The organism is Kitasatospora sp. NPDC053057 (assembly GCF_044546945.1).
Lineage (GTDB): Bacteria > Actinomycetota > Actinomycetes > Streptomycetales > Streptomycetaceae > Kitasatospora.
Genome location: NZ_JBITZP010000001.1, coordinates 514,862 through 531,071, shown reverse-complemented (window position 1 = coordinate 531,071; position 16,210 = coordinate 514,862). Strand labels below are relative to the sequence as shown.

Genomic DNA, 16,210 nt, shown 5'->3' with positions numbered 1-16,210 from the left:
GTCCCGACGGTCCTGACGGTTCCGAGAGCTCTGACAGCTCTGACGGTCCTGGCAGTTCTGACAGTTCTGACAGTTCTGACAGTCGGTCATATCGAAGTACCGCCCGTTCCGGTCAGGGACGAGCGGCACTTCGGTGTGCCCGGATTCACCTGCGCCAACGGCGGCCGATGTCGACAACCGAGGACTTCAGGAGCTTTGGTGAATCGTTTTGGCTATTGTTACCAAAGCTTGGGCTAGAGCCTGGCCGCCTTGGCGATGAGCGCGAGTGCAGCCTCGTGCTCCTCCTCCGCCAGCGGTGCGAGCAGCAGCCGCTGGACCTCGGCCACCCCGGCGGCCGAGCGGTGCAACAGGTCCTGACCCGCCGGCGAGAGCGAGAGCAGGTTGCGCCGCCCGTCCGAGGGGTCACGCCGGCGCTGCACCAGACCGCGGCGCACCAGCCGGCTGACCATCTCGGCCATCGTGGCCTTGTCCAGCGAGGCCAGCTCGCCGACCGTGCGCTGGTCCGCGCCCGGTTCCAGCTCCAGCGCGTCCAGCACGGCGAACTGCGGAGCCGTTAGCTCCGCGCCGACGTGCTCCGACCAGAGCTTGGTGTGCACCTGCTGGCCGACCCTGATCAGGTAGCCGATCGCCCGCTGGGCGTCCAGTATCGGCCGCGCGTCGGAGAAGACGGCCACCGCCGCGGGCTCCAGCCTGGCTATCTTGGCCATCACCCGGACGATCTCGACCTGCTCCTCCGGCGTGAGGGGCTCGAACAGCACCCGCTGGACGCGGACCACACCACCGGTGGCCTCACGCACCGCCTGGGCGCCGCCCTGCGAGAGGGCGAGCAGTTTGCGCCGGCCGTCGGCCGGGTCGCGCCTTCGCAGCACGAGGCCGCGGCGGACCAGCCGCGCGACCATCTCCGCCATCGTGGCCTTGTCGAGCGAGGCGCGCTCGCCGACCGTCCGCTGGTCCGCGCCCGGTTCGAGGGCGAGCACCAGCAGGACCGCGAACTGCGGAGCTGTGAGATCGGCTCCGACGTGCTCGGACCACAGCCGGGTGTGAACCTGCTGTGCAACGCGAATGAGGTGTCCGGGCGACTGCTGCAGTCGCGCGGACCCGCGGGTTGTCGGGATCTCCCCCAGCACCATGTATCCGTCCCGATGTCACACCCGGTGTGTGTGGGACACCCGGGTGGGGCAGTAACGGCGAGTGGGCGTCCAGCTATGAGGGAGGGCGCTCCAGCCGTGCAGCCGGTGGCTGCTGGCGGACACTATACAAACGGCGGGCCCTTGCTGGCAGGCAGGGGCGGATAGTAGACGCAGGTTCGGCAACATTGGCATATTTACGCGCTGCCACGCCCTTGCAGTAACCCGTTCTCAGCAGAAAGCCGACCGGTCGGTCCTTACCGACCGTCACCTGCGCCTCTCCGCCCTGGCCGCCACCCCTACCCGCCGGTAGGGTGTGGGCACCCTCTCCGGGGGCACTCCCCGGAGGCACCCCCGAGAGAGACGAGAGCGCGCATGACCGAGCAGAGCACCGCCACCCGGGTCGCGGTCGTCACCGGCGCCGCCCGCGGGCTGGGCGCCGCCACCGCCGTCCGGCTGGCCGCCGACGGCTACGCGGTCGCCGTCCTGGACCTGGACGAGGCCGCCGGCAAGGACACCGTCGACCGGATCACCGCCGCCGGCGGGCGGGCCCTGGCCGTCGGCGCCGACGTCTCGGACGCCGAGCAGGTCCAGGCCGCCGTCGACCGCGTGGTCGCCGAGCTCGGCGCCCCCGTCGTGCTGGTCAACAACGCGGGCGTGCTCCGCGACAACCTCCTCTTCAAGATGTCCGAGTCCGACTGGGACACGGTCATGAACGTTCACCTGCGCGGCGCCTTCCTGATGACCCGCGCGGTGCAGAAGCACATGGTGGACGCCGGTTTCGGGCGCATCGTCAACCTGTCCTCCTCGTCCGCCCAGGGCAACCGCGGCCAGGCCAACTACTCCACCGCCAAGGCCGGCCTGCAGGGCTTCACCAAGACTTTGGCCATCGAGCTGGGCAAGTTCGGCATCACCGCCAACGCCGTCGCCCCCGGCTTCATCGCCACGGACATGACGGCGGCCACCGCCGCCCGGGTCGGCATGGACTTCGAGGACTTCAAGCGCGCCGCGGCCTCCCAGATCCCGGTCCAGCGGGTCGGCGAGCCGAAGGATGTCGCCAACACCATCTCCTTCCTCGCCGGCGAGGGCGCGGGCTTCGTCTCCGGACAGGTGATCTACGTCGCGGGCGGCCCCCTCGACTGAGCACCGAACCTACACAGGGTTACCACGGAGTGGGAAGCCGGGCGAGCCGGCCTCCCGCTCTGTTTTCTTTACCGGGGCTTTTGCAGAATCATTCGAAGACCACACTGGCATTCGATCCTGGAATACTGGAAATCACTCCCCGGGTCACCTGACAGCGACCCAATTGTCGATTTCCCGGGAAAATGACAATTCGCTCCGGGATACCCCCGGTCGAATGGGTATGGTCACCCCGTGCAATCCAGAAGTACCGCCGCTCGCATTCCGCGGCAGGAGCCGGAACGCCGCACCGCCGAACGTCGGGAACTCCCGGTCCCCGGCCGCACCCCGGCCCGCCTGCCCGGCCCGACCGGCCCCGGCCCGACCCGCCCCGGCCTGACCGACCCCAGCCCGACCGGCCCCGACCGCGGCGAGCCCGGCTGGCCCCCGATGAGCCGCCGCCGGGCCGCCCTGTTCGCCGGGACCTTCGCGGTCTACCTGCTGGTCCTGGCCGGCGTCCTGCTCAACACCGACCTGGTCGACCTCGACTGGTCGGTCCGCCTGCTGCGCCCGTACGAGCGGTGGCCCAGCCTGGAGCCGCTGCTCAACTCCTGGGTGGTGGTCGGCCAGCGCGGGCCCAGCGCCATCGCCGCCTTCGCCTGGCTGCTCTGGCGCGCCCGCCGGCTCGGCCGGCTGCGCCCGCTGCTGGTCATGGGCGTCGCCCTGCTGCTGCTCAACGTCACGGTCGGCGCGGTCAAGATCGTCACCGGCCGGCTCGGCCCGCACTACGCCCAGTACGTCGGCTCGCCCGAGCTGTTCTCGGGCGGCACCATCTTCCCCTCCGGCCACACCGCCAACGCCGTGGTCACCTGGGGCGTGCTCGCCTACCTGGCGGTCCGCTGGCGGCGCACCGGCGCGGTGATCGCCGCCGCCACCGCCTGCTCGATCGGCCTGACCACCGTCTACCTGGGCACCCACTGGGTCTCCGACGTGCTGGCCGGCTGGGCCGCCGGACTGCTGGTGCTGCTCTCCCTGCCGCTGCTGGAACCCCTGGTCGCCGTCGCCGAACAACGGCTCCATCGACGGTTCGCGCGCTGAGCCCCACCGCACGGACGGGCCCCTACCCTTCCCAGCTGCGCTCGACCACGCCGTCCCGCACCGTGAGGTTGAGCCGCCCCTCCCGGTACTCCATGGTGATCAGCTGCCCAGGCTCCAGCACCCGGACCGAGGCCCACCCGTGCCGCCGGGCCAGCTCCCGGGCCCGCTCGATCCGCAGCCCCGTGTACCCCTCGGCGTCCTCCCCCGTCGTGCCCGCCCCCGCGGCGTCCGATCCCGTCATCATGCCTCCCCGGCTCTCCCCCTCGGACGTACGCTGGAATCGTAGCCCCCACCCGCACGGCCCGGAGGTGAACGGCGATGCGCACCACCACCCGGCGACGGTGGCGCAGCGGCACCGAGCCGGCCACCGCCCGCAGCGATCTCAAGCTCCGCTACCTGCTCTCGCTGACCTTCACCCCGCTGTTCGCGCTGGGGACCGCGGGCTTCGCGTTCTGGGCGGCCTCCTCGCCGGTGGACGGCGCGCCCAGCCGGGGCACCCTGACCGGCTTCGCGATCGCCCTCGGGCTGATCACCCTGTTCGCCGTCGTCGACCTCGTGGTGGTCATCCGGCGTCGCCGGACCGAGCTCTGACGCGGTGTCTCCCATGGAGTGGGAAGTCGGTCCGGCCGACTTCCCACTCCGCGCGGCCCTACCGGTTGCCCACCGCCTGCTTCACCAGGGTCCGGCCGAAGTCCCACATCAGTCCGTTGCCCCGGTGGGCCTCGTCCATGATCTCGGCGAAGGCGTCCAGGAACCGGTCCACGTCCCGGTCGGTGATGATCAGCGGTGGGATCAGTTTGATCACTTCCAGGTGGTCCCCGGACACCTGGGTCAGGATCCGGTGCCGCTGGAGCAGCGGGACCACCACCATCTGCGCGAACAGCCCCTTGCGCGCCGCCTGGAGGGCCGTCCAACCGGTACGCAGTTTCAGCGACTTGGGCCGGCCGAACTCGATGCCGATCATCAGCCCGCGGCCGCGTACCTCGGCGAGCAGCTCGTACCGGTCGACCAGCTCGGCGAGCCGCGACCGGAACCGGTCGCCGACCTGCCGGGCGTTCTCCACCACCTTCTCCTCGCGCATCACCTCCAGGGTCGCCAGCCCGGCCGCCATCGCCTGGGCGTTGGACCCGAAGCTGGCCGAGTGCACCAGCACCCGGTCCATCGAGGAGTACACCTTCTCGAAGATCCAGCTCTTGCCGAGCGTCGCCCCGATCGGCACGTACCCGCCGGAGAGCGCCTTGGCCGCGCACACCAGGTCGGGCAGCACACCCTCCTCGTGCTGGTAGGCGAAGAACTCGCCGGTGCGGCCGATCCCGGTCTGCACCTCGTCGCAGATCAGCAGCGCCTTGTGCTCGTGCAGCAGCGCCTGGGCCGCGCGCAGCCACCCGGGCGGCGGCGCCTGGACGCCCTTGCCCTGGATCGGCTCCACGATCAGCGCCGCGACGTCCCCGCGCTTCAGCTCCTTGGCCAGCGCCCCGATGTCGCCGAGCGGGATGGCGGTGTCCGGCAGCAGCGGTTCGAAGCCCTTGCGGAAGCCACTCTCCCCGTTGACGGACAGCGAGCCGGTGGTCAGCCCGTGGAAGGCGTGGTCGGCGTAGAGGACGCGCTTGCGCCCGGTGGCGTACCGGGCGAACTTCAGCGCGGTCTCCACCGCCTCGGTGCCGCTGTTGCCGAAGAACACCCGGTCCAGGCCGGGCGCGTACGACAGCAGCCGCTCGGCCAGCAGTCCGGGCAGCGGCGAGCAGTCGAAGCGGAGCAGGTCCGGCAGGTCCAGGTCCATCACCTGCTGGACCGCCGAGCGCACCGCCGGGTGGTGGCGGCCGAGCGCGAAGATGCCGAAGCCGGCCAGCATGTCGAGGTACTCGTTGCCCTCGGCGTCGTAGAAGTACTGGCCCTCCGCGCGCTCGTAGTACTTGTCGAAGCCGATCGTGCGCAGCATCCGCGGCAGCTGCGGGTTGAGGTAGCGACTGTGCAACTCGTAGCGCTCGCCCCGACGTTCGGCGAGCAGGGCGGCGAGGTCGAAGGCGGGGCGGTCTGGGTCAGCCGGCATGGCGCGGGTTCGCTCCTCGGGTCGGTAGCAGGTTCTTGGCGAAGACGGCGGTCTGGGCAGCGACCCCGGTGCCGGTCAGACCGGCCTCCTCGAGGATCTCGCCGCGCGCGGCGTGGTCGAGGAACTCCTGCGGCAGGCCGAGCACCCGCACCGGGACGTCCACGTCGGCGTCGCGCAGCGCCTGGGAGACGGCCGAACCCACGCCGCCGGTACGGCCGTTGTCCTCGACGGTGACCACCAGCCGGTGGGCGGCGGCGAGTTCGGGCAGCGCCGGATCGACCGGCTTGACCCAGCGCGGGTCGACCACGGTCGCGGTGAAGCCCTCGGCGAGCAGCAGCCGGGCGGCGTCCAGGCAGGCGGAGGCGGTGCTGCCGACGGCCACCAGCAGGATCTCCGGCACCGGTCCGGTGCGCAGCAGCACGTCCGTCCCGCCGATCCGCTCGACCGCCGGGACGGCCGGCCCGACGTTCCCCTTGGGGAAGCGGACCACCGTCGGCGCGTCCCCGACCTCGACGGCCTCGCGCAGTTGGGCCCGCAGCTGCTCGGCGTCGCGCGGCGCGGCGAGCCGCAGCCCGGGGACGACCTGGAGGATCGACATGTCCCACATGCCGTTGTGCGAGGCCCCGTCCGAGCCGGTCACCCCGGAGCGGTCCAGCACGAAGGTGACGCCCAGCCGGTGCAGGGCGACGTCCATCAGGACCTGGTCGAAGGCCCGGTTCAGGAAGGTCGAGTACACCGCCACCACCGGGTGCAGCCCGCCGGTGGCCAGGCCCGCCGCGCTGGTGACGGCGTGCTGTTCGGCGATCCCGACGTCGAAGGTCCGGTCGGGGTACGCCTTGGCGAACGGCGCCAGCCCGACCGGCTGGAGCATCGCGGCGGTGATCGCCACCAGGTCGGGCCGCTCGGCGCCGAGCGCGACCAGCTCCTCGCCGAACACCGAGGTCCAGGAGACCCCGGCGCTGGGCGAGATCGGCAGGCAGGTGTACGGGTCGATCGGGTTGACGGCGTGGAAGCGGTCCGCCTCGTCCTGCTCGGCGGGCAGGTAGCCGCGCCCCTTGACGGTCAGGCAGTGCACGATGACCGGTCCGCCGAAGTTGCGGGCCTGCCTCAGCGCCTGTTCCACCGCGCCCACATCGTGGCCGTCGATCGGCCCGAGGTACTTCAGCCCGAGGTCCTCGAACATGCCCTGCGGGGCGAAGGCGTCCTTGAAGCCCTTCTTGGCGCCGTGCAGCGCGTCGAAGATCGGCTGCCCGACCAGCGGGGTGCGCTGCAGCGCCCCCTTGCCGAGGGCGAGGAAGCGCTCGTAGCCCTGGGTGGTGCGCAGGGTGGCCAGGTGATGCGCGAGGCCGCCGATCGTCCTGGCGTAGGAGCGCTCGTTGTCGTTGACGACGATGACCAGCGGCCGGTCCTTGGCGTCGGCGATGTTGTTGAGCGCCTCCCAGGCGAGCCCGCCGGTGAGCGCGCCGTCGCCGATCACCGCGACGGTGTGCCGGTCGTGCTGGCCGAGGAACTGGGCGGCCTTGGCCAGTCCGTCGGCGTAGGAGAGGGCGGTGGAGGCGTGCGAGTTCTCGACCAGGTCGTGCTCGGACTCGGCCCGCGAGGGGTAGCCGGACAGGCCGCCCCTCATCCGCAGCCGGGAGAAGTCCTGGCGGCCGGTGAGCAGCTTGTGGACGTAGCTCTGGTGGCCCGTGTCGAAGACGATCCGGTCGTACGGCGAGTCGAACACCCGGTGCAGCGCGATGGTGAGCTCCACCACGCCGAGGTTGGGCCCGAGGTGGCCGCCGGTGCGGGTGACGGCGTCGATCAGGAAGTCGCGGATCTCGTCGGCGAGCAGCGGCAGTTCGGACGCGGGGAGCTTGCGCAGCTCGGCCGGGGACGTGACGCGGGAGAGCAGTGACATGGGTACACCTCACGACTCGAAGCGGTGCGGTGGTGCCTCCGCCCGGCGGGGCGGAGCCGGCCCGGGCACGGTGGCCCGGGCCGGACGGGAGCTCAGGACGGTACGGCGTCGGACCCGGGCATCGCGGGCCCGGGCTCAGCGCCCGCGGTTGGAGGTGACGGTCTCGGTGATCGCGCGCAGCGACTGCTGGAGCGAGCCCATGGTCGCGAGGACGGCGGTCGGCTCGTAGCCGCAGTGGGCCATGCAGTTCTCGCAGCGCGGGTCCTTGCCGCGCCCGTACTTGCTCCAGTCGGTCTTCTCGACCAGCTCGCGGTAGGTCGGCACGTAGCCGTCGGCCATCAGGTAGCAGGGCCGCTGCCAGCCGAACAGCGAGTAGTTGGGGATGCCCCAGGGGGTGCACTCGAAGTCGGCCTTGCCCTCCAGGAAGTCCAGGAAGAGCGGGCTGTGGTTGAGGCGCCAGCGCCTGCGGTTGCCGCCGGCGAAGGCCTTGCGGAAGAGCTCCCGGGTCTGCTCGACGCCGAGGAAGTGCTCCTGGTCGGGGGCCTTCTCGTAGGCGTAGGCCGGGGAGATCATCATCTCGTCGACCTTCAGCTCGTCGTTGAGGTAGTCGAGGACGTCGATGACGGTCTGCGGGGTGTCGGTGTTGAAGAAGGTGCTGTTGGTGGTGACCCGGAAGCCGCGCCGCTTGGCCTCCTTGATCGCCGCCACCGCCTCGTCGAAGGTGCCCTCCTTGGCCACCGACTCGTCGTGCCGCTCGCGCAGGCCGTCGATGTGCACCGCGAAGGTGAAGTACGGCGAGGGCTTGAACTTGTCCATCTTCTTGCGCAGCAGCAGCGCGTTGGTGCAGAGGAAGACGTACTTACGGCGCTCCACCAGCTGCCGGACGATCTCGTCGATCTGCGGGTGCATCAGCGGCTCGCCGCCGGCGATCGAGACCATCGGGGCACCCGACTCCAGGACCGCGCCGACCGCCTGGGCGACGGGCATCCGCTGCTTGAGCACGCCCGCCGGGTGCTGGATCTTGCCGCAGCCCTCGCAGGCGAGGTTGCAGGCGAACAGTGGCTCCAGCTCGACGATCAGCGGGAACTTGTCCCGTCGCTTGAGCAGCTTCTGCTGCATCAGATAGGTGCCGACCCGCACGGTCTGGCGCAACGGCATGGCCATGGCTAGCTCGCCTCCTGGGGGAGCGTCGAGGATGTGGGGTGGTTCAGGTCTGCGGAGCCGTCGCCGGGCTCCTGCCGGTACCAGTCGACCAGGGCGGGTACCGTCGCCCGCAGGGTCCGCCAGGCGCGCACCCCGGCGGGCAGGGTGCCCGGGCGCAGCAGCTCGTGCTCGGGGGTGTCCACCACCACCCGCAGCACGGCCGCGGGCAAGACCGGACGCACCTCCCGCAGCGCGGCGAGGACGGCGGCGGCCTCCATGTCGACGGCGAGCGCGCCCTGCAGGTGCAGGGCGCGCCGTTCGATGCCGCGCACCACGTGGTCGGCGGTGTGGTGCACCCCGGTGTGCGCGGTGAGGCCCTGCTCCTTGAGCGCCCGGGCGAGCTCCGGCCCGGAGTCGACCGGGTAGAGGTGGCCCTCGGCGTCGCGCACGCCGTCGGCGGCCACCACGTCGCCCGGTGCCACGCCCGGTCCGACGGCGGCGCCGAAGCCCGCCACCACGACCGCGCCGTAGCTGCCCGGGGCGGAGCCGAGCAGCCGGCGGACGGCCGTCCCGGCGCGCCGTCGGCCGACCCCGGTGCGCACCAGCACCGGGGGCCCGCCGGCCGCGCCGCGCCAGTCGCCGCCGCGCAGGGCCCACACCTCGGGGCCCAGCGCGCAGAGCACCAGCAGGGGTGCGGTGGTCACCGCGCCGCCCCGATCGCCGGGGTACCGCCGGGCTTCACCATGCCCGGGGCGCCGTTGAGGTAGCGGCCGAGCGCGGTGACCGGGAAGACCAGCCGGTACAGGTGGTAGTTGATGGAGAAGTCCCACGGGAAACCGGTGCCGGTGAACTGCGGCTCGTCCCAGGTTCCTTCGGGCAGCTGGGTGCGTACCAGCCACTCCACGCCGCGCTCCACCGCCGGGTTGGCCCGGCCGTCCGGGCCCTCGCCGGCCGCGAGCAGCGCCATCAGCGCCCAGGCGGTCTGCGAGGCGGTGGAGTCGCCGCGCCCGGCCCAGCGCGCCGGGTCCTCGTAGGAGCGCATGTCCTCGCCCCAGCCGCCGTCGGTGTTCTGCCGGTCCTCCAGCCAGCGCACCGCCCGGCGGATCGCCGGGTGCTCGTCCGGGACGCCGGCCGCGACCAGGGCGGGCAGCACCGAGCCGGTGCCGTAGATGTAGTTGGTGCCCCAGCGGCCGAACCAGGAGCCGTCCGCCTCCTGGTTGCGCAGCAGCCACTCGATGCCGCGCCGGGTCCGCGGGTCGCGGGCCCGGCCGGTCTCGGCGAGCATCTCCACCACGTGGGCGGTGACGTCGGCGGACGGCGGGTCGACCACCTCGCCGAAGTCGCAGAACGGCAGCTTGTTCGGCAGCAGGCTGGTGTTGTCGACGTCGAAGGCGCCCCAGGCGCCGTTCTTGGACTGCATGCCGAGGTTCCACAGCACGCCGCGCTCCACCGCCGCGTCGACCTTCGCCGGGTCGGGGTGGGCGACCCGGCGCAGCGCGAGCACCACCTCGGCGGTGTCGTCGATGTCGGGGTAGGTGTCGTTCTCGAACTCGAAGGCCCAGCCGCCGGCCGGCAGGGCGGGCCGCTGGACGGACCAGTCGCCGCGCTTGCGGATCTCCTCACCGAGCATCCAGTCGACGGCCGAGACCAGCGCCGGGTGGTCGGCCGGCAACCCGGCGTCCACCAGCGCGATGGTGGCCAGGCAGGTGTCCCAGACCGGGGACTGGCAGGCCTCCATCCAGCGCATGCCGTCCTCGGTGTGCACGGTGAAGCGGTCGAAGGAGGAGAGCCCGGCCTTCATCACCGGGTGCTCCAGCTCGTAGCCCTCCAGGTGCAGGGCGATCAGCGAGTAGACGGCCGGCGGCTGGATGCCGCCCCAGCAGCCGTCGGCCTCCTGCCGCTCGACGATCCAGCGGCAGGCCTGGGCGACGGCGAGCCGGCGCAGCGGCCGGAAGGCCCGGTGGTGGTAGGCGTGCAGCACCTTGTCCAGGCGCTCGAACAGGCCGTCCCAGCTGGTGGCGGGGGCGATCGGCCGGTCGGGGTACGGGTGCTCCGGGTCGGTGTGCAGCTCGGTGAGCGCGAAGGGGGCCGGACGGACCGGGCGGTGGGCCGAGACGACGGTCAGCGGGACGATGGTCTGGCGGGCCCAGCAGCCGAAGGCGTAGATGTTCAGCGGCAACCACTTGGGCAGGAAGATGATCTCGGGCGGCATCTCGGGCAACCGCTCCCAGGGCCACCAGCCGAAGAGCGCGAGCCAGATCCGGGTGAACACCCGGGCGGCCGCGATGCCCCCGGCGGAGCGGACGTACCGCGCGGCGGCCAGCATGTGCGGGGCGTTCGGGTCGTCGCCGGCGAGCTTGAGGGCGACGTACGCCTCGACGGTGGTCGACAGTTCGGCCGGCCCGCCGTGGAAGGTGGCCCAGGTGCCGTCCTCCCGCTGCTGGGACCGGATCCACTCGGCGGTGGCCCGGGTCTGCTCCTCCGTCCTGATGCCCAGGAACTGGCGGAGCAGTAAGTCCTCGGCGTCCATGGTGACGTTGGTCTCCAGGTCGCCCTTCCACCAGCCCTCGGAGGACTGCAGCGAGAGCAGGTGGGTGGTGGCGCGCGCCAGTGCCTCGCGTGCGTCGCCGGGCTGCCCGTCCGCCTCACCGTCCGGCCGCGGCCGGACGGTGTCCTCGGGCTGCCACCGCCCCGCACCCAGCAGGGCCGGGGGGCGGTCGCCCACCGCGACCGGCTCGGAATCGTACTCAGGGTCGAGCCGGCCGTCCGCGGTTGCTGTCAACGTAACGTCACCTCTCTCGTACCACCACGAATTCGGCGAGTGCGACGAAGTGCTCGCGCACCCCGTCGGACATGGGCACCTCGTCCAGGGCGGCGAGGGCAGTCGTGTGCTGGCGGCGGGCCTCCTCCTGGGTCCAGGCGCGGCCGCCGGCCTCCTCGATCAGCGCGGCCCGGGCGGCGAGCTCGGGCTCGCTCTCCTCGCCCCGGCCCTTCGGGTCCGCAAGCTCCTCGGCGAGCCGGCGCGAGGCCGCCCCGCCCTCGGCGAGCGCGGCGGCGACCGGCAGGGACTTCTTGCGCTGGCGCAGGTCGCCCCAGTGCGGCTTGCCGGTGACCTCGGTCGCGCCCCAGATCCCGAGCAGGTCGTCCACCGCCTGGAAGGCCAGGCCCAGGTGGTGGCCGTAGCGCTGGAGCGCGCCGGAGACCTTGTCGTCGGCCCCGGCCAGGACGGCGCCGATCGCCGAGGCGGCGGCCAGTAGGGCCGCGGTCTTGCCGCCCTCCATCTCCAGGCACTCGGCGACGGTGACGCTGTCGCGCTGTTCGAAGGCGACGTCCATGGCCTGGCCGTCGATCAGTCGGCGGGTCGCCGTGGTGAGCAGCCGGACGGCACGCGCGGCGTCGGCGGGGCTGGTACCGCCGGTGTCGCCGGCGTCGAGCAGCACCTCCGTGCCGAGCGTCGCCAGGGCGTCGCCGACCAGGATCGCCTGGGCCGGACCGAAGACCGTCCAGGCGGTGGCCCGGTGCCGCCGGGTCTCGTCACCGTCCATCAGATCATCATGGAGCAGGGAGAAGTTGTGCACCAGTTCAACAGCCACCCCACCGGGCACGCCCACTTCGGGCGCCGCACCGGCGGCCTGGGCCGAGAGCAGGGCCAGCGCCGGGCGCACGGCCTTGCCGCCGTCCCCCTCCACCGGGGTGCCGTCCCGGTCGATCCAGCCGAAGTGGTACGCCGCGACGGTGTCCATCGGTGCGGCCAGACGGGCGACGGTGGCCCGTAGCGGCGGGGTGCAGAGCGTACGGCTGCGGGCGAGCAGCTCCGGCACCGAGACCGGTTCGGCGTGCGCCGTGCCTCCGACGGCGAAGCCGGTGCGTGACTCCACGTGCGTTCCCTCTCCCTCGTGGTGCCGGACCGCCCGGGGCGGCCGGGTGCTGTCGGTGCGGCTGGTGTCGATGCCGGTGCTGTCGATGCGGGTGGTGGCGGAGCGAACGGTGTCCGCACGGCCGATGGGGCCGATGGGGCCGACGGTACGCCCGTCGGCTCTGGCGGGCTCCCCGGCGACGGGGCCCGCCGTCACCTGGGCCACCGCCCGTCACCCCGGTCCACCGGCACCCGGGCGCCGGCCGCGGCCAGCGCGGCGTCGGCGGCGGCGTGGCCGCTGCGCACGGCGCCCTCCATGGTCGCGGGCCAGCCGGTGGCGGTCCACGCGCCGGCCAGCAGCAGGCCGGGGACGCCGGTCGCGGCCCCGGGGCGCAGCTCGGCGCTGCCGGGCGCCCCGTCGAAGGTCGCGGTGCGCTCCCGGGTGACGAAGAAGTCCAGCACCTCGGCGCCGGCGGCGGCCGGGAGCAGCCGGGCCAGCTCGGGCAGGTAGCGGCGGCGCAGCTCGGCCACCGGTAGGTCGATCTCGTCCTGGACGGCGGACTGCGAGAGCGCCAGGTACTGGGCACCGGGGTGGGCGCGGCCGAGCCCGGTGCCGGCCAGGCCGGAGTGGGTGGTGCGGTCGAAGACCCACTGGACCGGGCTGCCGAGCGCGGCGAAGAAGGGCCGGCGCAGCACCTTGCGGTCGTAGACCACGTGCACGTTGAGGATCGGCGTGGTGCCGAACCCGGCCAGCCGCTCCTGCCCGGGGACGGCGCCGGACGGCAGCAGCGCGGCCGCGGTGTCCTGGGCACCGGCCAGCACGACGGTGTCGGCGGTGAGCAGCTGCCCGTCCTCCAGCCGGACGGCGTGCTGGGGCGTGGCCGGCTTGAGTTCCGCGACCCGGGCGCGCAGCAGCACCCGCACGCCGGCGCGTTCCAGCTCGGCGAGCGCCCGGTCGTGGTGGATCACGCCGAGCGGGACGGCGGCCATGCCGATGTCGGAGGCCCCCGGGTCGGAGAGCAGGCCGGTCTTGAACACCATCGCGGCGAGCGCCAGCGACACCTCGTCGGCCCGGGCGTTCAGGGTGGCGACGCCGACCAGGTCCCAGAGCGCGGCCGTGGTGGCAGCGTTCTGCCCGTTGCGGCGCAGCCACTCGCCGAAGGAGAGCCGGTCCAGCGCCGGGTCGGCGAGGTCCAGGCCCTTCAGGGCGAGCGCGCCGCGGACCACCCGGGCGCGGTCGGCCGGCGACAGGTGCGGGTAGCGGGCGAGGCTGCCGGCCAGGTGCAGCGGAACGGGCAGGCCGGCCCGGCGCAGCCGGCCCAGGGTGCGCACCGGCGCCTCCTCGGGGCCGGTGACGGAGAGCACCGGGACGTCCAGGCGGACCTGCAGGTGGGTCAGCCGGGTGGCGCCGAGGCGCTCCAGCAGGCCGCGGTAGGCGGTGCAGCAGCGCAGGAACACGTGCTGGCCGTTGTCGACGGTCAGCTCGCCGCGCTGGAAGGAGAACGCCAGGCCGCCGAGCCGGGGCCGCCCCTCGGCCAGGGTGACGTCGTGGCCCGCCTCGGCCAGTCGCAGTGCGGTGGTGATCCCGGCCAGGCCACCGCCGACCACGACGGCGGCCGGGCGCGCGGCAACGGCTCGCCCGGTCATCGTCCCTCCCCCTCGCTGGACCGCCCGACGGCGGTCGGTGTGGCCGGCGCGCTGGCGGCCGGCACTGTCGTGGTCAGCATCGTGGTCAACGCGGCTCTACCCGGATGTGATTCCCCGCTGACACAGCGTGACAGAACCGTCGCGAGAATCAAGAACGCCCCCCGGCGAGCCCGGAAAGCGCCACGTACGCCTTCTCCCAGCCCGGCAGCGAGACCCGGCCGCGCAGCACCGACTCGGGATCGGCGGCGATCCGGCCGAGCAGCCGGTGGTAGATCCCGGCCATCGCGGCGGTGCAGGCCCGGCTGCGGCGGTCGAGCATCGGCAGCAGCCGCAGGCCCTCCTCGAAGGCGGCCTGGGCGCGGGCGGCCTCGAAGGCCACCAGTCCGGTGAAGTCCGCGCCGGCCGGCGGCCTGGACAGCGCGAAGCCCTGCTCGCAGCCGAACCGGACCAGGTCCTCGGTGGGCAGGTAGGTGCGGCCGTTCAGGGCGTCCTCGCGCAGGTCGCGCAGGATGTTGGTGAGCTGCAGGGCCAGGCCCAGGGTGTCCGCGTAGCGCGCCCCGCGCTCCGGGTCCTCGCAGCCGTAGACGCCGAGCGAGAGCCGGCCGATGGCGCCGGCCACGCAGCGGCAGTAGACCTTCAGCTCCTCGTACGTCTGGTACTCGGCGCCCTTGAGGTCCATCTCCACGCCGTCGATCAGCTCGTCGAAGCCGCCGAGCGGAATCGGGAAGCGCCGGGCCGCGTCGGCCAGGGCGACCTTGATCGGGTCGGTGTCGTCCTCGGCGACCGTCCCGGAGCGGACCTCGTCCACCAGTTCCCGGGTGCGCACCAGCGCCTCGGCCTTGCGGTCGGCCGGGAGGTCGCCGTCGCCGATGTCGTCCACCCGGCGGGCCAGCGCGTACAGGGCCGACATGGCCAGCCGCTTGGGTTCGGGCAGCAGCCGGATGCCGTAGCTGAAGTTGCGCGCCTGCAGTCCGGTGACTGCCTCGCAGTACCGGTACGCCGCCATGACCTGGGCCGACGCCAGTGGTGATGCCGCCACTCGGGCGTTCACCTTCCCTTCGCGAAGATGGCCGCCGCCTTCACTGCGAGGCGACGCTTGTCCGGCTTCGCCTGCCGGGCGAGCACGTCGTACCCGGCGTCCTCGATGGCCGCCAGGGCCGCGTAGCCGCCTGCGGTGAATCCCGCCAGGAGCAGTCGAAGCCTCCCCCGAACCGTACCTACCAATGGTGCGCCACGGTCGAGCAGGGTGCGGGCCCGTTCGGCCTCGAAGGCGATCAGTTCCCGAACAGCTCCGGTCGCGCAGGGGGCGGCGAGCTCCTCCTCGGTGACACCGAAGCGTTCGAGGTCCTCGGTGGGGAGGTAGATCCGGCCGCGGGAGAGGTCCTCGGCCACGTCCTGCAGGTGTTCGACCACCTGGAGGGCGGTGCAGATCGCGTCGGAGAGGGCGATCCGCTCGGGAGTGGAGACGCCCGCGATGGCCAGCACCAGGCGGCCGACCGGGTCGGCGGAGAGCGTGCAGTAGCCGACCAGGTCGTCGTAGGTGGAGTAGCGGGTGGTGGTCTGGTCCACCCGGTTGGCCTCGATCAGACGGCGGAACGGCTCCGGGGTCAGCCCGTGCCGGTCGACCAGCGGGACGAGCGCGGTCATCAGCGGGTGGCTGGGCCGCTCGGCGTCGGCGGACCGCAGGGTGGTCTCGAACACCCGGTCGAGGTCGCGCTCCAGCCCGTCCAACAGGGCGAGCCGGAAGGAGACCTCCGCCGGGCTCGGCGGGCCGGACTGGGCCGAAGGGGTGGCGGGGGGCCGCTGCTCGACCCCGAGCAGGGCGGCGGTGGCGGCCGGGTCGGCCAGGTCGCCGTCGCCGGCGTCGTCGACCAGCCGGGCGAAGCCGTAGACGGCCATCAGGTCGTCGCGCCAGGCCGCGGGCAGGAAGAAGGGGGCGACCGGGAAGTTCTCCGCACCCGCCTTCTCCAGGGTCTGTCCCGCGGAAGGGTTCACCGGCGTATCTCTGGGCTGGGCCGAAGCCGACACTGCAGTCACTCCCCCGTTCTACACCGCTGGGTACCACCGGTCCGACTCGGACACGCGTCCGAGCGCGGGCGTCACGTACGGCACATCGCCCCCGCGCCCCCAGCCTGACACCACGCGCCGCGCCCGAGAAGAGCGCCCCGCCCGGCGCACGGTGGCGCTCACCCCCGCGGCGGCGCCCAGCCGGGCTAGCGACGGGCCGCATGCCGAAGGGCCGGCTCCGGAGTATTCCGGGGCCGGCCCTC

Annotated in this window: 14 protein-coding genes; 3 read left to right on the top strand and 11 right to left on the bottom strand. The window is 72.9% G+C overall.

Annotated elements, in window-relative coordinates:
- Positions 1 to 233: 233 nt before the first annotated feature.
- Positions 234 to 1,130: a MarR family winged helix-turn-helix transcriptional regulator gene (locus ACIG5E_RS02385; RefSeq protein ID WP_396530946.1), complete on the bottom strand. Its 897-nt coding sequence runs from the start codon at positions 1,128 to 1,130 to the stop codon at positions 234 to 236.
- Positions 1,131 to 1,502: 372 nt separating this feature from the next.
- Between ACIG5E_RS02385 and fabG the strand changes: the two genes are divergently transcribed.
- A complete protein-coding gene (gene fabG, locus ACIG5E_RS02380) occupies positions 1,503 to 2,270 on the top strand; it encodes a 3-oxoacyl-ACP reductase FabG (protein WP_396530945.1) in 768 nt (255 codons plus the stop codon).
- 231 nt (positions 2,271 to 2,501) lie between these two features.
- The gene (locus ACIG5E_RS02375) at positions 2,502 to 3,344 is read left to right on the top strand and encodes a phosphatase PAP2 family protein (protein ID WP_396530944.1); all 843 of its coding nucleotides are present in this window, start codon (positions 2,502 to 2,504) and stop codon (positions 3,342 to 3,344) included.
- Positions 3,345 to 3,366: 22 nt separating this feature from the next.
- On the opposite strand, the gene ACIG5E_RS02370 is transcribed toward ACIG5E_RS02375, so the two are convergent.
- A complete protein-coding gene (locus tag ACIG5E_RS02370) occupies positions 3,367 to 3,585 on the bottom strand; it encodes an I78 family peptidase inhibitor (protein WP_396530943.1) in 219 nt (72 codons plus the stop codon).
- Positions 3,586 to 3,662: 77 nt separating this feature from the next.
- Here ACIG5E_RS02370 and ACIG5E_RS02365 point away from each other — a divergent pair, with 77 nt between their 5' ends.
- On the top strand, positions 3,663 to 3,935 hold the full coding sequence (locus tag ACIG5E_RS02365) for a DUF6343 family protein (protein WP_396530942.1): 273 nt from the start codon (positions 3,663 to 3,665) through the stop codon (positions 3,933 to 3,935).
- Positions 3,936 to 3,993: 58 nt separating this feature from the next.
- Here ACIG5E_RS02365 and ACIG5E_RS02360 read toward each other — a convergent pair whose 3' ends face one another.
- The 9 genes from ACIG5E_RS02360 to hpnC all read right to left on the bottom strand — a co-directional run bounded on the left by ACIG5E_RS02360 (position 3,994) and on the right by hpnC (position 15,935).
- Complete coding sequence (locus ACIG5E_RS02360; protein WP_396530941.1) at positions 3,994 to 5,394, bottom strand: aspartate aminotransferase family protein; 1,401 nt, start codon at positions 5,392 to 5,394, stop codon at positions 3,994 to 3,996.
- Complete coding sequence (gene dxs / locus ACIG5E_RS02355) at positions 5,384 to 7,294, bottom strand: 1-deoxy-D-xylulose-5-phosphate synthase (protein WP_396530940.1); 1,911 nt, start codon at positions 7,292 to 7,294, stop codon at positions 5,384 to 5,386. The genes ACIG5E_RS02360 and dxs overlap by 11 nt, the downstream gene beginning before the upstream one ends.
- Positions 7,295 to 7,429: 135 nt before the next feature.
- Positions 7,430 to 8,458 carry an adenosyl-hopene transferase HpnH gene (gene hpnH, locus ACIG5E_RS02350; RefSeq protein WP_396530939.1) on the bottom strand — a complete coding sequence of 343 codons (1,029 nt, stop codon included), beginning with the start codon at positions 8,456 to 8,458 and terminating at the stop codon, positions 7,430 to 7,432.
- A 2-nt stretch (positions 8,459 to 8,460) separates the two neighbouring features.
- Positions 8,461 to 9,141 (bottom strand): 1-hydroxy-2-methyl-2-butenyl 4-diphosphate reductase, encoded by a 681-nt coding sequence (locus ACIG5E_RS02345; RefSeq protein ID WP_396530938.1) that lies wholly within the window; start codon positions 9,139 to 9,141, stop codon positions 8,461 to 8,463.
- A complete protein-coding gene (gene shc, locus ACIG5E_RS02340; protein WP_396530937.1) occupies positions 9,138 to 11,219 on the bottom strand; it encodes a squalene--hopene cyclase in 2,082 nt (693 codons plus the stop codon). Before shc ends, ACIG5E_RS02345 begins: the two co-directional genes overlap by 4 nt.
- Positions 11,220 to 11,226: 7 nt before the next feature.
- The gene (locus ACIG5E_RS02335; protein ID WP_396531022.1) at positions 11,227 to 12,315 is read right to left on the bottom strand and encodes a polyprenyl synthetase family protein; all 1,089 of its coding nucleotides are present in this window, start codon (positions 12,313 to 12,315) and stop codon (positions 11,227 to 11,229) included.
- 191 nt (positions 12,316 to 12,506) lie between these two features.
- Entirely contained in the window at positions 12,507 to 13,940 is a 1,434-nt protein-coding gene (gene hpnE, locus ACIG5E_RS02330) for a hydroxysqualene dehydroxylase HpnE (RefSeq protein WP_396530936.1), read from the bottom strand.
- 148 nt (positions 13,941 to 14,088) lie between these two features.
- Positions 14,089 to 14,946: a presqualene diphosphate synthase HpnD gene (gene hpnD, locus ACIG5E_RS02325; RefSeq protein ID WP_396531021.1), complete on the bottom strand. Its 858-nt coding sequence runs from the start codon at positions 14,944 to 14,946 to the stop codon at positions 14,089 to 14,091.
- Between the two features lie 41 nt (positions 14,947 to 14,987).
- Positions 14,988 to 15,935: a squalene synthase HpnC gene (gene hpnC, locus ACIG5E_RS02320; RefSeq protein ID WP_396530935.1), complete on the bottom strand. Its 948-nt coding sequence runs from the start codon at positions 15,933 to 15,935 to the stop codon at positions 14,988 to 14,990.
- Positions 15,936 to 16,210: the final 275 nt, after the last annotated feature.

Coding starts and splice junctions, on each gene's coding strand:
- hpnE (WP_396530936.1), bottom strand. CDS start 13,940: ATGACCGGGCGAGCCGTTGCCGCGCGCCCGGCCGCCGTCGTGGTCGGC.
- ACIG5E_RS02385 (WP_396530946.1), bottom strand. CDS start 1,130: ATGGTGCTGGGGGAGATCCCGACAACCCGCGGGTCCGCGCGACTGCAG.
- ACIG5E_RS02370 (WP_396530943.1), bottom strand. CDS start 3,585: ATGACGGGATCGGACGCCGCGGGGGCGGGCACGACGGGGGAGGACGCC.
- ACIG5E_RS02360 (WP_396530941.1), bottom strand. CDS start 5,394: ATGCCGGCTGACCCAGACCGCCCCGCCTTCGACCTCGCCGCCCTGCTC.
- ACIG5E_RS02365 (WP_396530942.1), top strand. CDS start 3,663: ATGCGCACCACCACCCGGCGACGGTGGCGCAGCGGCACCGAGCCGGCC.
- fabG (WP_396530945.1), top strand. CDS start 1,503: ATGACCGAGCAGAGCACCGCCACCCGGGTCGCGGTCGTCACCGGCGCC.
- hpnD (WP_396531021.1), bottom strand. CDS start 14,946: ATGGCGGCGTACCGGTACTGCGAGGCAGTCACCGGACTGCAGGCGCGC.
- dxs (WP_396530940.1), bottom strand. CDS start 7,294: ATGTCACTGCTCTCCCGCGTCACGTCCCCGGCCGAGCTGCGCAAGCTC.
- hpnH (WP_396530939.1), bottom strand. CDS start 8,458: ATGGCCATGCCGTTGCGCCAGACCGTGCGGGTCGGCACCTATCTGATG.